This is a genomic window from Stenotrophomonas sp. S49, assembly GCF_016624905.1.
Lineage (GTDB): Bacteria > Pseudomonadota > Gammaproteobacteria > Xanthomonadales > Xanthomonadaceae > Stenotrophomonas.
This window is the reverse complement of record NZ_JACVUD010000028.1, coordinates 29,933-47,775: the sequence shown is the minus strand read 5'-3', so window position 1 is coordinate 47,775 and position 17,843 is coordinate 29,933. Positions and strand designations below refer to the sequence as shown.

The 17,843-nt window shown below is 67.2% G+C and carries 21 protein-coding genes; 15 read left to right on the top strand and 6 right to left on the bottom strand.

Translation table 11 applies throughout. The features are described 5' to 3' along the window. Window positions 1-173: 173 nt before the first annotated feature. The 3 genes from IAE58_RS08475 to parE form a co-directional block, all read right to left on the bottom strand. Window positions 174-1,667 (bottom strand): S10 family peptidase, encoded by a 1,494-nt coding sequence (locus tag IAE58_RS08475; RefSeq protein ID WP_199934094.1) that lies wholly within the window; start codon window positions 1,665-1,667, stop codon window positions 174-176. 121 nt (window positions 1,668-1,788) lie between these two features. Next, window positions 1,789-2,364, bottom strand: coding sequence for a GNAT family protein (locus IAE58_RS08470; RefSeq protein ID WP_199934093.1), 576 nt, complete (start codon window positions 2,362-2,364; stop codon window positions 1,789-1,791). Between the two features lie 168 nt (window positions 2,365-2,532). Further along, window positions 2,533-4,422: a DNA topoisomerase IV subunit B gene (parE, locus tag IAE58_RS08465; protein ID WP_199934092.1), complete on the bottom strand. Its 1,890-nt coding sequence runs from the start codon at window positions 4,420-4,422 to the stop codon at window positions 2,533-2,535. Between the two features lie 160 nt (window positions 4,423-4,582). Here parE and IAE58_RS08460 point away from each other — a divergent pair, with 160 nt between their 5' ends. The 10 genes from IAE58_RS08460 (at window position 4,583) to truD (ending at window position 12,613) form a co-directional block, all read left to right on the top strand. Continuing rightward, the gene (locus IAE58_RS08460) at window positions 4,583-4,819 is read left to right on the top strand and encodes a hypothetical protein (RefSeq protein WP_108771436.1); all 237 of its coding nucleotides are present in this window, start codon (window positions 4,583-4,585) and stop codon (window positions 4,817-4,819) included. A gap of 477 nt (window positions 4,820-5,296) precedes the next feature. Next, the gene (locus IAE58_RS08455) at window positions 5,297-6,961 is read left to right on the top strand and encodes a CTP synthase (protein ID WP_108752734.1); all 1,665 of its coding nucleotides are present in this window, start codon (window positions 5,297-5,299) and stop codon (window positions 6,959-6,961) included. 88 nt (window positions 6,962-7,049) lie between these two features. Then, complete coding sequence (gene kdsA, locus IAE58_RS08450) at window positions 7,050-7,880, top strand: 3-deoxy-8-phosphooctulonate synthase (protein WP_108749223.1); 831 nt, start codon at window positions 7,050-7,052, stop codon at window positions 7,878-7,880. After that, window positions 7,877-8,233, top strand: coding sequence for a hypothetical protein (locus tag IAE58_RS08445; RefSeq protein ID WP_199934091.1), 357 nt, complete (start codon window positions 7,877-7,879; stop codon window positions 8,231-8,233). The genes kdsA and IAE58_RS08445 overlap by 4 nt, the downstream gene beginning before the upstream one ends. A gap of 31 nt (window positions 8,234-8,264) precedes the next feature. After that, window positions 8,265-8,657, top strand: coding sequence for a hypothetical protein (locus IAE58_RS08440; protein WP_233614971.1), 393 nt, complete (start codon window positions 8,265-8,267; stop codon window positions 8,655-8,657). A gap of 53 nt (window positions 8,658-8,710) precedes the next feature. Next, window positions 8,711-10,003, top strand: coding sequence for a phosphopyruvate hydratase (eno, locus tag IAE58_RS08435; RefSeq protein WP_199934090.1), 1,293 nt, complete (start codon window positions 8,711-8,713; stop codon window positions 10,001-10,003). Between the two features lie 4 nt (window positions 10,004-10,007). Then, complete coding sequence (gene ftsB / locus IAE58_RS08430) at window positions 10,008-10,358, top strand: cell division protein FtsB (RefSeq protein ID WP_108755893.1); 351 nt, start codon at window positions 10,008-10,010, stop codon at window positions 10,356-10,358. Next, complete coding sequence (gene ispD / locus IAE58_RS08425) at window positions 10,355-11,053, top strand: 2-C-methyl-D-erythritol 4-phosphate cytidylyltransferase (RefSeq protein ID WP_199934089.1); 699 nt, start codon at window positions 10,355-10,357, stop codon at window positions 11,051-11,053. The genes ftsB and ispD overlap by 4 nt, the downstream gene beginning before the upstream one ends. A gap of 34 nt (window positions 11,054-11,087) precedes the next feature. Further along, window positions 11,088-11,585, top strand: coding sequence for a 2-C-methyl-D-erythritol 2,4-cyclodiphosphate synthase (gene ispF / locus IAE58_RS08420; protein ID WP_199934088.1), 498 nt, complete (start codon window positions 11,088-11,090; stop codon window positions 11,583-11,585). Continuing rightward, a complete protein-coding gene (truD, locus tag IAE58_RS08415) occupies window positions 11,582-12,613 on the top strand; it encodes a tRNA pseudouridine(13) synthase TruD (RefSeq protein WP_199934087.1) in 1,032 nt (343 codons plus the stop codon). Before ispF ends, truD begins: the two co-directional genes overlap by 4 nt. Window positions 12,614-12,698: 85 nt before the next feature. Here the strand turns inward: truD and IAE58_RS08410 are convergent, their stop codons facing one another. Beyond that, window positions 12,699-13,238 (bottom strand): Smr/MutS family protein, encoded by a 540-nt coding sequence (locus IAE58_RS08410; protein ID WP_108761728.1) that lies wholly within the window; start codon window positions 13,236-13,238, stop codon window positions 12,699-12,701. A 209-nt stretch (window positions 13,239-13,447) separates the two neighbouring features. Between IAE58_RS08410 and surE the strand changes: the two genes are divergently transcribed. The 4 genes from surE to IAE58_RS08390 are packed head-to-tail and all read left to right on the top strand — an operon-like array spanning window position 13,448 to window position 16,317. Further along, window positions 13,448-14,227 (top strand): 5'/3'-nucleotidase SurE, encoded by a 780-nt coding sequence (surE, locus tag IAE58_RS08405; protein WP_108752741.1) that lies wholly within the window; start codon window positions 13,448-13,450, stop codon window positions 14,225-14,227. Continuing rightward, on the top strand, window positions 14,224-14,901 hold the full coding sequence (locus tag IAE58_RS08400; RefSeq protein WP_108752742.1) for a protein-L-isoaspartate(D-aspartate) O-methyltransferase: 678 nt from the start codon (window positions 14,224-14,226) through the stop codon (window positions 14,899-14,901). Before surE ends, IAE58_RS08400 begins: the two co-directional genes overlap by 4 nt. 19 nt (window positions 14,902-14,920) lie before the next feature. Continuing rightward, window positions 14,921-15,535 (top strand): YqaA family protein, encoded by a 615-nt coding sequence (locus IAE58_RS08395; RefSeq protein WP_164271599.1) that lies wholly within the window; start codon window positions 14,921-14,923, stop codon window positions 15,533-15,535. Next, on the top strand, window positions 15,532-16,317 hold the full coding sequence (locus IAE58_RS08390; RefSeq protein ID WP_199934086.1) for a peptidoglycan DD-metalloendopeptidase family protein: 786 nt from the start codon (window positions 15,532-15,534) through the stop codon (window positions 16,315-16,317). The genes IAE58_RS08395 and IAE58_RS08390 overlap by 4 nt, the downstream gene beginning before the upstream one ends. A gap of 128 nt (window positions 16,318-16,445) precedes the next feature. Here the strand turns inward: IAE58_RS08390 and IAE58_RS08385 are convergent, their stop codons facing one another. Then, a complete protein-coding gene (locus IAE58_RS08385) occupies window positions 16,446-16,820 on the bottom strand; it encodes an Mth938-like domain-containing protein (protein WP_199934085.1) in 375 nt (124 codons plus the stop codon). 12 nt (window positions 16,821-16,832) lie between these two features. Further along, window positions 16,833-17,138, bottom strand: a complete 306-nt coding sequence (gene yhbY / locus IAE58_RS08380) for a ribosome assembly RNA-binding protein YhbY (protein WP_108752746.1) — start codon at window positions 17,136-17,138, stop codon at window positions 16,833-16,835. Window positions 17,139-17,202: 64 nt separating this feature from the next. Here yhbY and rlmE point away from each other — a divergent pair, with 64 nt between their 5' ends. Continuing rightward, a complete protein-coding gene (gene rlmE, locus IAE58_RS08375) occupies window positions 17,203-17,835 on the top strand; it encodes a 23S rRNA (uridine(2552)-2'-O)-methyltransferase RlmE (protein WP_008265654.1) in 633 nt (210 codons plus the stop codon). The last annotated feature ends 8 nt before the right edge of the window (window positions 17,836-17,843 follow it).

Sequence of the window (17,843 nt, the reverse complement as noted above, 5' to 3'; positions counted from 1 at the left end):
CTGCCCTAGCCGCCTGATCCCCCACCTGTCCAACTTCAGGGGGTCACTTCATGGACGGGTTTACGGCGTGTCCTGCGCACCCACCCCATCCCGCCGCCCCCCGAAATGCAGGCTTTTGCCGCTGCCGCTGCCGTCAGCGGGTGCCGGGCTGCAGGCCCGGCCTGCAAACCACCTCAGTTGCGCTGGAACAGGGCCTGCACATCGCGACGGAACGCGGCCTGGCTGTCCGCCCGGCTGTAGAACATATGCCCGCCCGGGTAGCTGCGCACCTGCACCCGGTCCGGGTTGCTGCCCATCGCCGGCATCTGGTCCACCGTCAGGATCGAACCCATGAACGGGCACGACAAGTCGTTCCAGCCATGCACGATCAGCACCTGCAGGTGCGGGTCGATCGCCACCGCCTGGCGCAGCTGGGTCACCGCCCCCTGGCGCAGGTCGCCATTGCGGTCCCACAGCCGGTTCACCTCGTAGTTCAGTGCCTGGTAGCGCGCATCCACCTTCCAGCCCACCACGCGGGTCACGAAGTCGACCATGGCCGTGGTGGTCGGCGCGATGATGCTGTCCAGCAGCGGGTCGTTGGCGCGCTGCTCAGGATCATTCGGGAACGGATCGAACGCGGTCACGTTGGAATCGTAGCGGCTGCCCAGCGTGCCCTTGTCACGGAACACTTCGCGCAGGTACGCCTGTGTTTCCAGTCGCCCACCGGCGCGGCGCACGAACTGTGGGTCCAGCCCGGTCAGCTCACTTACCCGGCGCAGCATCGCTTCGGTGGCCTGCGGATCGCTGCGGCCCTTCATCAGCGCGCTGGCATAGTCGCCACGGGTGTATTCGACCACCTCGCGCATGGCCGCATCGGTCAGCTTGCCCTGCCGCTCCAGGTGCGCGGCGGCGATGGACGGCAGGGTCTGCATCCACGCCATCGGCGAGACATCGGCGTTGTCTTCCAGGGTCGGGCTCAGGTAGGGCGACACCAGCACCAGGCCGTTCATCGCCACGCCCAGTCGGGTCTGCAGATAGTGGGTGATGCGCGGGCCGCGGTAGCCACCGTAGCTCTCACCGGTCAGGTACTTGCGCGAGGCCATGCGCTGGTTGCGCAGCAGCCAGTCGTAGATGGTGCGTGACAGGTACTCGACGTCGGCGCTGGGGGTGTACAGCTGCTTCTTCGCCTCGTCATCGCCGATGCGCGCGCGGCTGAAGCCGGTGCCCACCGGGTCGATGAACACCAGGTCGGTGAAGTCCAGCCAGGTGCCGGGGTTGTCATGCAGGGTGGCCGGTGCCGACGCACTGTCGCCCTCCGAACCGAAGGTGACCACCTTCGGGCCGATCGCCCCCAGGTTGAGGTAGACCGAGGAGGCACCGGGGCCGCCGTTGAGGGCGAAGGTGACCGGGCGGTCCTTGCCGAGCATCGTGTAGGCGGTGAAGACCACATCGGCAATCACCTTGCCCTTGTCGTCGCGTACCGGCAGGGTGCCGACGCTGGCGGTGTAATCCAGCGTGCGACCACCCAGGCGCATGCTCTGCCGCACCGATGCATCGGCGGGCAGGGCCGCCGCTTCGGTGGCAGGGGCCTTGGTTTCGGCGGCGTCGGCAGCAGGCGCCGCCAGGGCGCTGGCAGGGGCAACAAGCAGGCCGACGCAGAGCGCGGCAGTGTGCAGCAGGAACTTCATGGCACCAGAGCGGTAGCGGAAGGGGACTGCGATGCTAGGTCGCCAGGCCGCGCGCGGTATGTGTCCAAAGGCATGGCCCGGCCGCGCACGCCGTTGCGGCCAGCGTTGCAGCCAGATTCGGTCAAGCCGGTCGCGGGGCGCGGTCGTCGTCGGCCAGCAGGCCGTACACCACCGAATCGGCCAGTTCGCCCTGGATGCGCCAGCGCTGCCGCAGCAGACCCTCGCGGGCAAAGCCCAGTCGTTCCAGCACGTGTGCCGACGGCGCATTGCGCGGATCGAGCTCGGCTTCCACGCGATGCAGCCGCAGTGTCTGGAACAGGTAGTCCAGCAGCCGCTGCAGCGCTTCGTGCATGTAGCCCTGGCCCTGCTGCGCCGGTGCCAGCAGGTAACCAATCTCGGCCCGCCGTGCATCACGGTCCAGCGCGAACACCACGCAGATGCCCAGCAGCGGGCCATCGATCGATTCGCGCACGGCCAGCTTCAGCTGGGTGCCGGTGGCCTGTGCGGCCAGGTCATCGTCTATCTGCGCACGCGCTTCGGCCGGGCGGGTCCAGGCCGGGTGGTTCCACCAGCGCATCACCTCGGCATCGGACTGCAGGGCGTAGAGCGCGGCGGCGTCGTCGCGGCGGATCGGGCTCAGGACCAGGCGTGCGCTGTGCAGCGGCAGGCCCGGGAACAGCAGCGAGTGGCTGGGCAATACAGTGGTCCGCGCGGGTGAACGCGCATTATCGCGCTGCAGGCTTTGCCGATGGCGGCGGAAGGGTGGGGTCGGATCCCTTTCCGCAGGAAAGGGCTCTGACCCCATCGCCGGGAAGCTGGGGGCAGAGCCCGTTGCTGGGCAACTGGATCCGACCCCGCGCCGGAATCAGGCTTCCAGCGAAGCCAGGTCGCCCTTGCTTTCCAGCCAGCCCTTGCGATCGCTCGCGCGCTTCTTGGCCAGCAGCATGTCCATCAGCGAGCGGGTCTGCTCGCCATCGTCCACGGTCAACTGCACCAACCGGCGCGTATCGGGATGGATGGTGGATTCGCGCAGCTGCGGCGGATTCATTTCACCCAGGCCCTTGAAGCGGGTCACGTTCACCGCGCCCTTGATCTTCTCGCGCTCGATCTTGTCCAGCATGGAACGCTTCTCTTCCTCGTCCAGCGCGTAGAACACCTGCTTGCCCACGTCGATGCGGAACAGCGGCGGCATCGCCACGAACACGTGGCCGGCATCGACCAGTGCCGGGAAGTGCTTCAGGAACAGTGCGGTCAGCAGGGTGGCGATGTGCAGGCCGTCGGAGTCGGCGTCGGCCAGGATCACCACCTTGCCGTAGCGCAGGCCGCTGATGTCATCCTTGCCCGGGTCACAGCCGATGGCGATGGCCAGGTTGTGCACTTCTTCCGAAGCCAGCACGCTGTTGGAGGACACTTCCCAGGTGTTCAGGATCTTGCCGCGCAGCGGCATGATCGCCTGGAAATCCTTGTCGCGTGCCTGCTTGGCACTGCCGCCTGCCGAATCACCTTCCACCAGGAACAGTTCGGTGCGCGACAGGTCCTGGCTGATGCAGTCGGCCAGCTTGCCGGGCAGGGCCGGGCCCTGGGTGACCTTCTTGCGCACCACCAGCTTTTCGGTCTTCAGGCGGGCACTGGCGCGTTCGATGGCGATCTGCGCGATCTTCTCGCCCAGTTCCACGTTCTGGTTCAGCAGCAGGCTGAAGGCATCGTGGGCGGCGCCTTCGACGAAGCCGGCGGCCTGGCGCGAGGACAGGCGTTCCTTGGTCTGGCCGCTGAACTGCGGGTCGGTCATCTTCAGCGACAGCACGAAGGACACGCGGTCCCACACGTCTTCCGGGGCCAGCTTGACGCCACGCGGCAGCAGGTTGCGGAAATCGCAGAACTCGCGCAGCGCCTCGGTCAGGCCGGTGCGCAGGCCGTTGACGTGGGTGCCGTGCTGGGCGGTGGGAATCAGGTTGACGTAGCTTTCCTGCACCAGCTCACCTTCCGGCAGCCAGGCCACGGCCCAGTCCACCACTTCGGTGTCCTTCTTCAGGTTGCCCACGAACAGGTCGGCCGGCAGCGATTCGCGCTCGCCCAGTTCCAGCTTCAGGTAATCGCGCAGGCCGTCTTCGTAGTACCAGGTGTCGACGTCGCCGGTGGCCTCGTCGGTCAGCTTCACGGTCAGGCCCGGGCACAGCACGGCCTTGGCGCGCAGCAGGTGCTTGAGCGCGCGCACGGCGAACTTGGGCGTATCGAAGTACTTCGGGTCGGGCCAGAAGCGCACGCGGGTACCGGTGTTCTTCTTGCCCACCGTGCCGACCACTTCCAGCGGGGTGGCGCGGTCGCCGTTGCGGAAGGTGATGCGGTGCTCGGCGCCTTCGCGCTTGATGTGCACTTCCACCAGGGTGGACAGCGCGTTGACCACGCTCACGCCCACGCCGTGCAGGCCGCCGGAGAAGGTGTAGTTGTTGTTGCTGAACTTGCCGCCCGCATGCAGGCGGGTCAGGATCAGCTCCACGCCGGGAATCTTTTCTTCCGGGTGGATGTCCACCGGCATGCCGCGGCCGTCATCGCTGACTTCCACGCTGCCATCCTTGTACAGGGTGATCTCGATGGAGCGGGCATGGCCGGCCAGCGCCTCGTCCACCGAGTTGTCGATCACTTCCTGCGCCAGATGGTTCGGGCGCGCGGTGTCGGTATACATGCCGGGACGGCGCTTGACCGGGTCAAGGCCGGACAGGACTTCAATATCGGCGGCGTTATAGCGGGCGTTCATCTATGTTCGGAAGCTTGGAGCGACGCGCAAGTGTGCGGTCTGGAACGCGATTTTGCACGCCTGCGGTTCAGCCTCGGCCGCTGCAAGGGGGTAAAATGGGCATCGCTGGAATCCAGACGCCGGCACCCCCATGTCGAAGCGATACCGCGAGGAGGACTCCATGAAGAAGTTGCTGACCATTGCGATCCTGGCCGCCGCCGCCGTTGCCGTGCCCCTGGTCATGGCGCAGAACGCCGGCCAGCCGGCCCCGCAGCAGAACGACCAGGCCGACAAGGCCGCGCAGTCCGAAGCCGATGCCAAGGCCAAGCGCCGGGCCCAGGCCAATGCCGAAATGAAGGCCAAGGGCCAGCCCGCCCCGCAGCAGGAAGAAGAAGAGGAAGCGCGGAAGAAGCGGTAAGCGCATCCGCGCTACCGCTTCCCCACGGTTTGCTCCGCAAACCGTGGGCCCCGCCTCACCACTCTGCCGATCCCCTGCGCCTGTCGGCGCGCCCCCCTTACCAAGGGGGGCTTCCAGGCATCAGACGCCCCCACGCCGGGGCGTTTTTGTTTGGGTTGGTCGCACAAGCCCCTTGGGTTGGCGGCCCTCTATCTGTAAACTATGGCTTTCCGGGAGTAAGTGCGTGTCCACCCTTTGCGAATGGGCTGGAAGGGCCAGGTCTGGCCTCCAGCAATGCGGGTCGCAGGTGACGGTCGAAATGGCCGGCACGGCCGCCCCGACCTCGCACGAAGGTTCCCGCCCGGCGCCTGCCGCCGGCCAGGTCCGCGCCTCCCTCGCTGTCCCAGCGAACCGGAAAACCCCCTTTCTGCACCCTGTCTGCCCCCCGGGCAGGCGTGGTGCTGCCGTTTTCCATTTCCAGACAGGATGCTTGCAGCCATGACTCCCTTGATTTTCGTAACCGGCGGCGTGGTGTCCTCGCTCGGCAAAGGCATTGCCGCTGCGTCGCTGGCCGCCATTCTTGAAGCGCGTGGCCTGAAGGTCACGATGATGAAGCTCGACCCGTACATCAACGTGGACCCGGGCACCATGAGCCCGTTCCAGCACGGCGAGGTCTACGTCACCGACGATGGCGCCGAGACCGACCTCGACCTGGGCCACTACGAGCGTTTCGTGCGCACCCGCCTGAGCCGCAAGAACTCGGTCACCACCGGTCGCATCTACGAGAACGTGATCCGCAAGGAGCGCCGCGGCGACTACCTGGGCGCGACCGTGCAGGTCATTCCGCACATCACCGACGAGATCCGCCGCTGCATCGACGAAGCCACCGAGGGCTACGACGTGGCCCTGGTCGAGATCGGCGGTACGGTGGGCGACATCGAATCGCTGCCGTTCCTGGAGGCCATCCGCCAGGTGCGCACCGAGCGCGGCCCGGAGAAGGCGCTGTTCATGCACCTCACCCTGGTGCCCTACATCGGCGCCGCCGGTGAGCTGAAGACCAAGCCGACCCAGCATTCGGTGAAGGAACTGCGTTCGATCGGCATCCAGCCGGACGTGCTGCTGTGCCGTTCCGAGCAGGCCGTGCCCGATTCGGAGCGCCGCAAGATCGCCCAGTTCACCAACGTCTCCGAACGCGCCGTCATCAGCGTGCCGGACGTGGACGTGCTCTACCGCATTCCCTCGGGCCTGCACGCGCAGGGCCTGGACGAGATCGTGGTGAACCAGCTGAAGCTGGCCGACAAGGCCGGCCCGGTGGACCTGTCGATGTGGGAAGACGCCGTCGATGCCACCCTGCACCCGCTGGACGAAGTGACCATCGCCGTGGTCGGCAAGTACGTCGACCACCAGGACGCCTACAAGTCGGTGGGCGAAGCACTCAAGCACGGCGGCCTGCGCCAGCGCACCAAGGTGAACCTGAAGTGGCTGGAAGCGCAGGACCTGGAAGGCACCGACATGGCCGCCCTGGCCGACGTCGACGGCATTCTGGTGCCGGGCGGCTTCGGTGACCGTGGCTTCGAAGGCAAGGTACTGACCTCGCAGTTCGCGCGCCAGAACAGCGTGCCGTACTTCGGCATCTGCTACGGCATGCAGGCCGCCGTGGTCGACTACGCACGCCACGTGCTGGGCCTGGAGCAGGCCAACAGCACCGAGAATGACCGCCAGTCGCCGGACCCGGTGATCGGCCTGATCACCGAATGGCGTACCGCCACCGGCGATGTCGAAAAGCGCGACGACAAGAGCGACCTGGGCGGCACCATGCGCCTGGGCCTGCAGGAACAGCGCCTGAAGCCGGGCACCCTGGCCCGCGAACTGTACGGCAAGGACGTGGTGGCCGAGCGCCATCGCCATCGCTACGAGTTCAACAACCGCTACCGCACCCAGCTGGAAGATGCCGGCCTGGTCATCTCGGGCAAGTCGATGGACGACACCCTGGTGGAAGTGGTGGAGCTGCCGCGCGATGCGCATCCGTGGTTCCTGGCCTGCCAGGCGCACCCGGAATTCCTGTCCACGCCGCGCGACGGCCACCCGCTGTTCATCGGCTTCATCCGTGCCGCGCGTGAGCGCAAGGCTGGCGGCGCACTGCTGGCCGAAGCCCGCGCCTGACTTGTGAATGGGGGTTGCGGCCCCCATCCTGCATGCTTCAACCCCAGCGCGCTGGCTTGTACGGCGCGCGGACCAACAAGGAAACGCCATGAAACTGTGTGGATTCGAGGTTGGGCTGGACCAGCCCCTGTTCCTGATCGCTGGACCCTGCGTGATCGAGTCGATGCAGCTGCAGCTCGATACCGCCGGCAAGCTGAAGGAGATCACCGACAAGCTTGGCGTCAACTTCATCTTCAAGTCGAGCTTCGACAAGGCCAACCGTACCTCGGGCACCGCGTTCCGCGGCCCGGGCATGGAAGAAGGCCTGAAGGTGCTGGCCGAAGTGAAGAAGCAGATCGGCGTGCCGGTGCTGACCGACGTGCATGAATACACCCCGATGGACGAAGTGGCCTCGGTGGTGGACGTGCTGCAGACCCCGGCGTTCCTGGTCCGCCAGACCGATTTCATCCGCAAGGTGTGCGCCGCCGGCAAGCCGGTCAACATCAAGAAGGGCCAGTTCCTGGCGCCGTGGGACATGAAGCCGGTCGTGGAGAAGGCCAAGTCCACCGGCAACGAGCAGATCATGGTCTGCGAGCGTGGCGCCAGTTTCGGCTACAACAACCTGGTCAGCGACATGCGTTCGCTGGCGGTGATGCGCGACACCGGCTGCCCGGTGGTGTTCGACGCCACCCATTCGGTGCAGCTGCCGGGCGGGCAGGGCACCAGTTCCGGTGGCCAGCGTGAACACGTGCCGGTGCTGGCGCGCGCTGCCGTGGCTGTGGGCATTTCCGGCCTGTTCGCCGAAACCCATCCGGACCCGTCCAAGGCGCTGTCCGATGGCCCCAATGCGTGGCCGCTGGACCAGATGGAAGCGCTGCTGGAGACCCTGATGGAGCTCGATGCGGTGACCAAGAAGCACGGTTTCTCGCGCTTCGCGTGAGTCTGGACCCGTGGGCGGCGCTGGAAGCCCAGCGTCGCCGGCGGCACTGGCGGCAGTGGCCGTGGGGCTGGGTGGCCGTGGCCTTCGGCGTGCTGATGTGGGCGGCGCTGGCCTATGCCGTGCTGCTGGCAGCGGGAAGCATGCGCATGCCCGGCGACGGTGCCGCGCCGCGCTGGCAGCACACGATGGCCTGGGCATGCCTGAACACGGCCGCCGTGTCGTGCGTGGCGAGCGCGGTCACCACCGTGCTGGGCTGGCGCCTGCGTCGTGCGCGTGGCGCGGCCACGCTGGCAGGCCTGCTGTTGCTTGCCGTGGCGCTGCTGCTGGGCGGGGTCGTGCTGACCCAGCTGTGATCCTCACCTGGGCGGGGAGCCCATTCACCTGATGAATCCAACATCTTCCGCGCCCGCTTCGCGCCGGCCGTGGCCCTGGGGCCTGTGCGCGCTCGGCCTGGCCGTGCTGGCCTGGGCGGCCCTGGGTGCAGGCCTGCTGGTGTTTCTGTCGGCCATCGGTTCGCCCGGCGATGGCAGTCATGCGCTGGAATCGGTGCAGGTGGCCCTGTTTGCGGCCATCGGCGTGCTGGCAGTGTCCGCGCTGGGCAGTGGCGCCGCTTCGGTGCTGGCCTGGCGCCTGCGGCGTGGGCGTGGCTTGGCTGCGGTGGCGGCGTTGCTGCTGGCCCTGCTGGGCATGATCGTGGCCGTGCCGATGCTGGTGCAGGGCCAGGATCCGGTCGTGATCGGCGACACCATTTGGCAAGCGGCGGGCAGCCGGGGATAATCACGCGGCATTCGTTTTGTCGCCTCCTCTCCTTACAGGTAACCGGCCCGACCATGAGTACGATCCGCAGCATCCACGCCCGTGAAATCCTCGACAGCCGTGGCAACCCCACGCTGGAAGCCGAAGTCATCCTGGAGGACGGTTCGTTCGGTCGCGCCGCGGTTCCCTCCGGCGCCTCGACCGGCACCAAGGAAGCGGTGGAGCTGCGTGACGGCGACAAGACCCGTTACCTGGGCAAGGGCGTGCGCAAGGCCGTCGACAACGTCAATGGCGCCATCGCCAATGCGCTGAAGGGCTTCGAAGCCACCGACCAGGCCGGCCTGGACCGTCGCCTGATCGATCTGGACGGCACCGAGAACAAGGGGCGCCTGGGCGCCAACGCGCTGCTGGGTGTTTCCATGGCTGCCGCGCATGCTGCCGCCGCTTCCAGCAAGCAGGCGCTGTGGCAGTACTTGGCCGGCAAGACCGGCGCCACGCCGTCGCTGCCGGTGCCGATGATGAACATCATCAACGGCGGTGCGCATGCCGACAACAACGTCGACTTCCAGGAATTCATGGTGCTGCCGGTTGGCTTCACCTCGTTCTTCGAAGCGCTGCGCGCCGGCACCGAAATCTTCCATTCGCTGAAGTCGGTGCTGAAGGGCCATGGCCTGAGCACCGCCGTGGGCGACGAAGGCGGCTTCGCGCCGGACTTCCGCAGCAACGTCGAAGCGCTGGACACCATCCTGGAAGCCATCGGCAAGGCCGGCTACACCGCCGGTGAAGACGTGCTGCTGGGCCTGGACGTGGCCTCCAGCGAATTCTTCGAGAACGGCAAGTACAACCTGGTGGGCGAGAACAAGCGCCTGACCTCCGAGCAGTTCGTCGACTTCCTGGCCGACTGGGCCGCGCAGTACCCGATCATCACGATTGAAGATGGCCTGGCCGAGAACGACTGGGCCGGCTGGAAGCTGCTGACCGACCGTATCGGCAAGCAGGTGCAGCTGGTGGGCGACGATCTGTTCGTCACCAATCCGCGCATCTTCCAGGAAGGCATCGATTCGGGCACCGCCAACGCGATCCTGATCAAGGTCAACCAGATCGGTACGCTCAGCGAAACCCTGGAAGCGATCGCCATGGCCGACCGTGCCGGCTACGCCGCCGTGGTCTCGCACCGTTCGGGCGAAACCGAAGACACCACCATCGCCGACATCTCGGTTGCCACCACCGCGACCCAGATCAAGACCGGTTCGCTGTGCCGCAGCGATCGCGTGGCCAAGTACAACCAGCTGCTGCGCATCGAGGAAGCCCTCGGTGCCGGCGCGCGTTACGCCGGTCGTGACGCGTTCGTTTCGCTGAAGCGCTGAGCCCATGCGCGATTGGCGCTGGCTGCTGCTGGTGCTGGCCCTGCTGCTGGCATGGCTGCAGTACCGTTTCTGGTTCGGCCCGGGCAATTCGGGTGAAGTGATGATGCTCGAAGCCCAGGTCGCCAACCAGGAACGGGACAACGAAGGTCTGCAGCAGCGCAACGATGCGCTGGCTGCCGAAGTGAAGGACCTGAAAGAAGGCCAGGCCGCCATCGAAGAGCGTGCTCGCAGCGAGCTGGGCATGATCAAGCCCGGCGAGAAGTTCTACCGCGTGGTGGAAGATGCCGCCTCGCGTCCGCCGGCGGCTGCACCGGTGGCTGCACAGACCGGCGACCACACGGCGGACGTGCCATGAGCGCGGCCATCTGGGTGGTGATGCCAGCGGCGGGCCGCGGCGCCCGCTTCGGTGCGCCGCTGCCCAAGCAGTACCTGCAGGCAGGCGGCAGGATCCTGCTGGCCCACACCCTGGATGCGCTGCTGGCGCATCCAGCGGTGGCCGGCGTGATGGTCGTGCTGGGCCCGGACGATGCCGACTGGCCGGGCTGGACCGAGTTCGCCGGCAAGCCGGTGCTGACCTGCATCGGCGGCGCCACCCGCGCCGCGTCGGTGCTGGCTGGCCTGCAGGCGTTGCCCGACAGCGTGCGTGCCGATGAATTCGTGCTGGTGCACGATGCCGCGCGCCCGAATCTGTCGCCGGCCGATCTGGGCCGGCTGCTGGAAGTGGGGCGTGCCGACCCGGTCGGCGCGATCCTGGCCGCGCCGGTGCGCGATACCTTGAAGCGTGCCGGCGACGATGGTGGCATCGATGCCACCGAGCCGCGCGCACGCCTGTGGCGCGCGCTCACCCCGCAGTTGTTCCGCCGCCACCAGCTGGCGCGCGCGCTGGCCGATGCCGCCGCTGCCGATGTCGAGGTGACCGACGAGGCCATGGCCATGGAACGCCAGGGCCACCGCCCGCTGTTGGTGGAAGGCAGCGAGGACAACTTCAAGATCACCACGCCGGCCGACCTGGACCGTTTCGAATTCGTACTTTCCCGCCGCGCTGGTTGAGTGACCGCGCGGCCCTGCTGCAAGGGTTGCATCCATGAGCACCGCTCCGTTCCCGCCCGTCCGTATCGGCCAGGGCTATGACGTCCATGCCTTCGGTGAAGGCGACCACATCATGCTTGGTGGCGTGAACGTACCGCACAGCTGCGGTGTGCTGGCCCACAGCGATGGCGACGTGATCCTGCACGCGCTATGCGATGCGATGCTGGGCGCGCTTGCGCTGGGCGATATCGGCCAGCACTTCCCGCCCAGCGACGACCGCTGGAAGGATGCCGACAGCAGCGATTTCGTGCGCCACTGCGACAGCCTGCTGCGCGAGCGTGGCTGGCGGGTCGGCAACACCGACATCACCGTCATCTGCGAGCGCCCCAAGGTCGGTCCGCATGCGCTGGCCATGCGTGAGCGCATCGGCGGCCTGTTGCAGCTGCCGATGGACGCGGTCAGCGTGAAGGCCACCACCTCGGAGAAGCTGGGCTTCACCGGGCGTGGCGAAGGCATCGCCGCGCAGGCGGTGGTGCTGCTGGTGGCCGCATGATTCCGGTGCCGTTGGCGTTCGGTGCGCCGTTGCTGCGCGCCCGCATCCGCAGCACGCCGGAAGATTTCCAGGTGGACGAACTGCCGGCCTTCGAGGCCACGGGCGAGGGCGAGCACCTGCTGCTGCACATCCGCAAGCGCGGCGCCAACACGGTGCACGTGGCCAAGCTGCTGGCAGCCTGGGCCGGCCTGCCGGACATGGCGGTCAGCTATGCCGGCATGAAGGACCGCCACGCGGTCACCACCCAGCGCTTCAGCGTGCACCTGCCCAAGCGGGTGGCGCCTGACCTGGCCGCACTGGCCAGCGATGAGATCGAAGTGCTCGACGCCACCTGGCACAACCGCAAGCTGCAGCGCGGCGCCCTGGCTGGCAATCGCTTCAAGCTGGTCCTGCGCGACGTGCAGGGCGATGCCGCCGCGATCAGCGAACGCCTGCAGCAGATCGCCAGCCGCGGCCTGCCCAACTGGTTCGGCGAACAGCGCTTTGGTCGCGACGGTGGTAACGTGCCGGCGGCCCTGGCCATGTTCGGGGGCCGCCGCATGCGCAAGGACCAGCGCTCGCTGTTGCTGTCGGCTGCCCGTTCGGCGCTGTTCAACCGGGTGCTGGCTGCCCGGGTGGAGCAGGGCAGCTGGGATCAGCCGCTGCAGGGTGAGGTGTGGATGCTCGATGGCAGCCGCAGCGTGTTCGGTCCGGAGCCGTACACCGATGCACTGGCCGATCGTCTGGCACGGTTCGACATCCATCCCAGCGCGCCGTTGTGGGGCGAGGGCGAACTGCGCAGTACCGATGCCGCGCGCGCGCTGGAACTGGGTGCGCTGGACGATGAGGAATCCAAGGCGCTGCGCGCGGGGCTGGAAGATGCGCGCCTGAAGCAGGAGCGGCGCGCGTTGCGCCTGCGCCCGGCGTTGCTGCAGCACCAGTGGCTGGCCGAAGACGTGCTCGAACTTTCCTTTGCGCTGCCACCGGGCTGCTACGCCACTGCAGTGCTGCATGAGCTGGGTCCGGTGGAGGACGCCTCGCAGGGGTGAGGACCCGGCGGTGCGGCGCATCCACGCATGGCGTGGATGAATGCCTCACCGCCCGGTAGATCCACGCCATGCGTGGATGAATGCCTCACCGCCGCGCCAACAACACCAGCACCGCACCGGTGCCGCCCTGTCCGGGCGGCGCCGAATGAAACGCCAGCACATCGTTGCGCAGCCGCAACAGGCGGTCCACCAGGTTCTTCAGCACCGGCGCGCCGCCGTCAGACTGCAGCCCCTTGCCGTGAATGATGCGCACGCAACCGAACTCATGCGCGTGCGCTTCCAGCAGGAACTGGCGCAGCAGCGCTTCGGCCTGCGCGGCAGTCGCGCCATGCAGGTCCAGTTCGTCCTGCACCGAATACTGGCCGCGCTTGAGCCGCTGGAACATGCGTGGCGGCAGCGTGTCACGCCGGTAGCTGGCGGTATCGCCCGCCTCCAATGGGCTGCTGTCGCGCAGCAGCCGGGCGAACTCACCGGCCGCTTCCTGCTCGTCGCGTTCGGCCATGCGGGCACGCGGTTTGGGCCGTGGCGCGGCCGGCGCCGGTTCGGCATCCTTGCGCAGCGGGGTGACTTCGCCGATGGCCGCGCGGAACAGTGCGGCGGGGTCTTCATCTTCTGGGTGCGACATGTGCACAGGGTAAACCGCCACTGAGGCGCTGCCTACGGCATTTCAAACGCTTCCGTGACCGCCGGCAGGGTAGGACCCGCGCCCCGCTTGCGGCACAATAGTGGACGCACTTGCGAGATCGCCGGTTCCCGAGGGGGCGGCTGCCGGTCCCGCCCACGCGGCAAGGTGATGGAATCGAATTCTTGGAAAATCAAGCGGTTGAATCGAACATGCGCATCCTGGTCAGCAACGACGACGGCGTAGACGCTGCAGGCATCCGGATGCTGGCGCAGGTGCTGCGCGACGCCGGGCATGAAGTCACGGTGGTTGCCCCCGACCGCGACCGGTCCGGTGCCAGCAATTCACTGACGCTGGATCTGCCGATCCGGCTCAAGCGCATCGACCATTACACCGTCTCGGTGGCGGGCACGCCCACCGACTGCGTGCATCTGGCGCTGACCGGCCTGCTCGAGTTCGAACCGGATATCGTCGTGTCGGGCATCAACAACGCCGCCAACCTCGGCGACGATGTCATCTACTCCGGCACGGTATCGGCGGCCATGGAGGGGCGGTTCCTGGGGCTGCCGGCGGTAGCGGTCTCACTGGTCAGCCGCAACCATGACCCGAAGCATTTCGAAACCGCAGCGCGTGCGGCGGTTGAGATCGTGGCCCGGCTGAAGGCCGACCCGCTGCCGGCCGACACCATTCTGAACGTGAACGTGCCTGACCTGCCGTGGGGCGAGGTGAAGGGCTTCGAAGTGACCCGCCTGGGCAACCGCCACCGCGCCGAAGGCTGCATCGCGCAGAAAGATCCGCGCGGCAACGAGGTGTACTGGATCGGTCCGGCCGGTCGCGAGCAGGACTCCGGTCCGGGTACCGATTTCCACGCGGTGCGCACCGGCCATATTTCGATCACCCCCATCCAGGTCGACCTGACCCGCTACCAGGCACTGGAGAAGGTGGCCAGCTGGGTCGGTGGCCTGAGCGCCGCGCTGGACCAGCCGGCATGAGCCCGCGCCTGCGCCTGCAGCCGGAAGCCGTGGGGATCGGCATGACTTCGCAGCGCGTGCGCGACCGCCTGGTCGATCGCCTGCGCGAGGCCGGCATTGCCGACGAGGCCACGCTCAATGCCATCCGCATCGTGCCGCGCCATCTGTTCATCGATGAAGCCCTGGCCTCGCGTGCCTATGAGGACACCGCGCTGCCGATCGGCCACGGCCAGACCATTTCCCAGCCCTGGGTGGTGGCGCGGATGACCGAAGCGGTGCTGCAGGTTGCACCGAAGACGGTGCTGGAAGTGGGCACCGGCTCGGGCTACCAGGCCGCCGTACTCGGCGCGGTGGGGCTTGAGGTCTACACGGTCGAACGCATCGGCGATCTGCTGCGGCAGGCGCGCAAGCGCTTCCGCGCGCTGGGCATGAACATCCGCACCAAGCATGACGACGGCCGGGTGGGCTGGGCCGAGCACGGCCCGTACGACGCCGTGGTGGTCACCGCAGCCGCACCGGCGCTGGTCGATGCGCTGGTCGAGCAGTTGGCCGTGGGTGGCCGCCTGGTGGCGCCGGTGGGCGGCCCCGGCGGGCAATCGCTGGTACAGCTCGATCGCAAGGCCGACGGCAGCATCGAACAACGCGTGCTGGCGCCGGTCACCTTCGTGCCGCTGCTGTCCGGCATGCTCGACTGAATCCAGGGAGCAGGGTTGCATGAAGATTTTCGGGCCGCTGTACGAGCGGGCGATGAAATGGGCGGCGCACGAACGCGCGCCGACCTATCTGACCGTCTTGAGTTTTTTCGAAGCCATCATCTTCCCGGTCATGCCGGAGGTGATGCTGGCGCCGATGTGCGTGGCCCAGCCCAAGCGCGGCTGGTGGTTCGCCACCCTCAGCCTGGCCGGCTCGATGGTGGGCGCGGTGATCGGTTACGCCCTGGGCCACTACGCCTTCGAGGCGGTGAAGCCGCTGTTCGAGATGCTCGGTATGCTGCCGGCCATTGAAGATGGCATCGCCACGGTGCAGGCCAAGATGGCCGAATCGCCCTGGGCGGTGTTCACCTTCCTGGTGCTGGGGGGCTTCATGCCCATCCCGATGAAGGTCTTCACGTGGGCATCGGGTATCGTCGGTGTGCCCATGCCGCAGTATCTGTTGAGCATGCTGATCGGTCGCGGCAAGCGTGTGTACGTTCTGGCCGCCGTGATCCGCATTGGCGGACCGCGCGCGGAAGCCGCGCTGCGGCGCTGGATTGAACCGCTGGGCTGGATCGCCACCGCGATGGTGGTGGTGCTGGTTGCCTGGCTTGTATGGAGGTCGAAGTTCGCATGAATGCAAATGGTCTGGGCAAGGGAGTGCGCATTGGCGCGCTGGCATTGCTGGTTTCCTCGCTGGCTGCCTGTGGCACCGCCACGGTGGTCCGCCCCGATGGCAGTGGTGCGGCAGCCAGTACGCCCAAGACCTCGGTGCCCAAGCCGGGGCAGACCGTGGTCGTGCGCAAGGGCGACACCATCTACGCACTCGCGCGCATCCACGACATCACCCCGGCCGACCTGATTGCCTGGAACCGGCTGGACAACCCGTCGCAGATCTATCCGGGGCAGGTCATCCGGTTGTATCCGCAGGGTGCCGGCAGCGGCCGCGCACCCACCACGGTGGTCACCGCGCCGCGTCCGGCCACCGGCAGTGGCAGCACGCCTTCGACGGCGCCGAGCACCGCGCCGGCTACACCGGTGAAGAGCAGCATTGCCTGGCGCTGGCCGGCCGACGGTGCGGTGGTGGGGCGCTATGTGGCCGGTGACGCGACCAAGCAGGGCGTCGACATTGCCGGCAGCAGCGGGGCCCCGGTGCGCGCATCGGCCAACGGCGTGGTGGTGTACTCCGGCGCAGGCCTGGTGGGCTACGGCGAGCTGATCATCATCAAGCACAGCGACCAGTGGCTGTCGGCCTATGGCCACAACCGCAAGCGCCTGGTGAACGAAGGGCAGAACGTGAAGGCCGGCGATCAGATCGCAGAAATGGGCCGTACCGGTGCGAACCGCGACATGCTGCACTTCGAGATTCGTTACAACGGCAAGCCGGTCGACCCGCAGCAGTATCTGCCGGCGCGCTAGCGCAGGCAGATACGGGTAGCGCCGGGCCATGCCCGGCGGCTCTCCGCGCCCACACGAAAACGCCCGAGCATCGGCCCGGGCGCAGGGGTATCGCGATCTGATCCGGGCCACGCCCGGCTGCTGCCGCCTCAACCTTCCAGGATGAAGGCCGCGGCGACCTTGCGGCCTTCGCCGGCAAGAATATTGAACGTGCGCGCGGCCGCCGGATTGTTCATCACTTCCAGGCCGATGCCGCGCGACAGGCAGGCGGCCATCACCACGGCCGGCGGAAATACCTGGCGATCGCCGGTACCCAGCACGATCAGCGCCGGGCCCAGGGCCAGGATGGGTTCCAGGTCGGCCACCTGCAGATCGGCGGCTCGCAGCACCGGCCAGTCCGTTGCCAGCTCTTCAGGCGTCAGGAAGAAGCTGCTGGACAGGGACTGGTCGTTCACCCGCGCCGAGCGACCATCGGCCGCGCGCAGGCTGTAAGCGTAATCAGGCGGTTCGTGGTTCAGCTGCATGGGGCAGGGCGATCAGCCGCGCGGAAGCACGATCTGCCGCTGTTCCTTGCTCGGGCGGTAGAGCACGGCCACGTGGCCGATACGCTGTACCAGCGCGGCTTCGGTCGCTTCGACGATCTCACCGATCATCACGTCGCGGGCGTCGCGATCTTCAGCGGCCACCTTCACTTTCACCAGTTCGTGGCGCTCCAGCACCTCGTTCAGCTCGGCGATGAACGCGGGCGTGATGCCCTTGCCGCCGGTCTGCAGCAGTGCCTTCAGATCGTGGGCTTGGCCGCGCAGGAAACGGGTCTGGGAAGCGGTCAGGGCGATGGGCATGCAGAAAACACGGTTGAATGGGGTGATCAGGGTATCATGACGACCCCGTAACCCCCTATTTCCAATGGCTACCCGCAGCAAAAGCAGCCAGCGCTGGCTCAAGGAACACTTCTCCGACCCCTTCGTGAAGAAGGCGCAGGCCGAAGGCATGCGCTCGCGTGCCGCCTACAAGCTCGAGGAACTGCTCGAACGTGACCGGCTGCTGAAGCCGCACATGGTCGTGGTCGATCTCGGCGCCGCCCCGGGCGGCTGGTCTCAGCAGGTGCGGAGACAGATTGGCGACACCGGCCGCGTGCTGGCCCTGGACATCCTGGACATGCCGCCGCTGGCCGGGGTGGAGTTCCTTCACGGTGACTTCAGGGAAGAAACCGTCCTATCGCAGTTCGAGGCCATGCTGGGCGATCAGCCGGTAGACCTTGTGCTGTCGGACATGGCCCCCAATAAGAGTGGTGTAGGCGCGGTCGACCAGCCGCGGATGATGCACCTGGCAGAGCTGGCCCTGGATTTCGCCGACAACCACCTCAAGACCGGTGGGGCGTTCCTGATCAAGCTGTTCCAGGGCGAAGGCTTCGATGACTACGTGCGTGAAATGCGCCGTCGGTACGACAAGGTCTCCATCCGCAAGCCGGAAGCCTCGCGCAAGCGTTCCCCCGAGGTCTACGCCTTGGGTCAGGGAAAACGCGCCCACATGAAGTAAGCTCGACC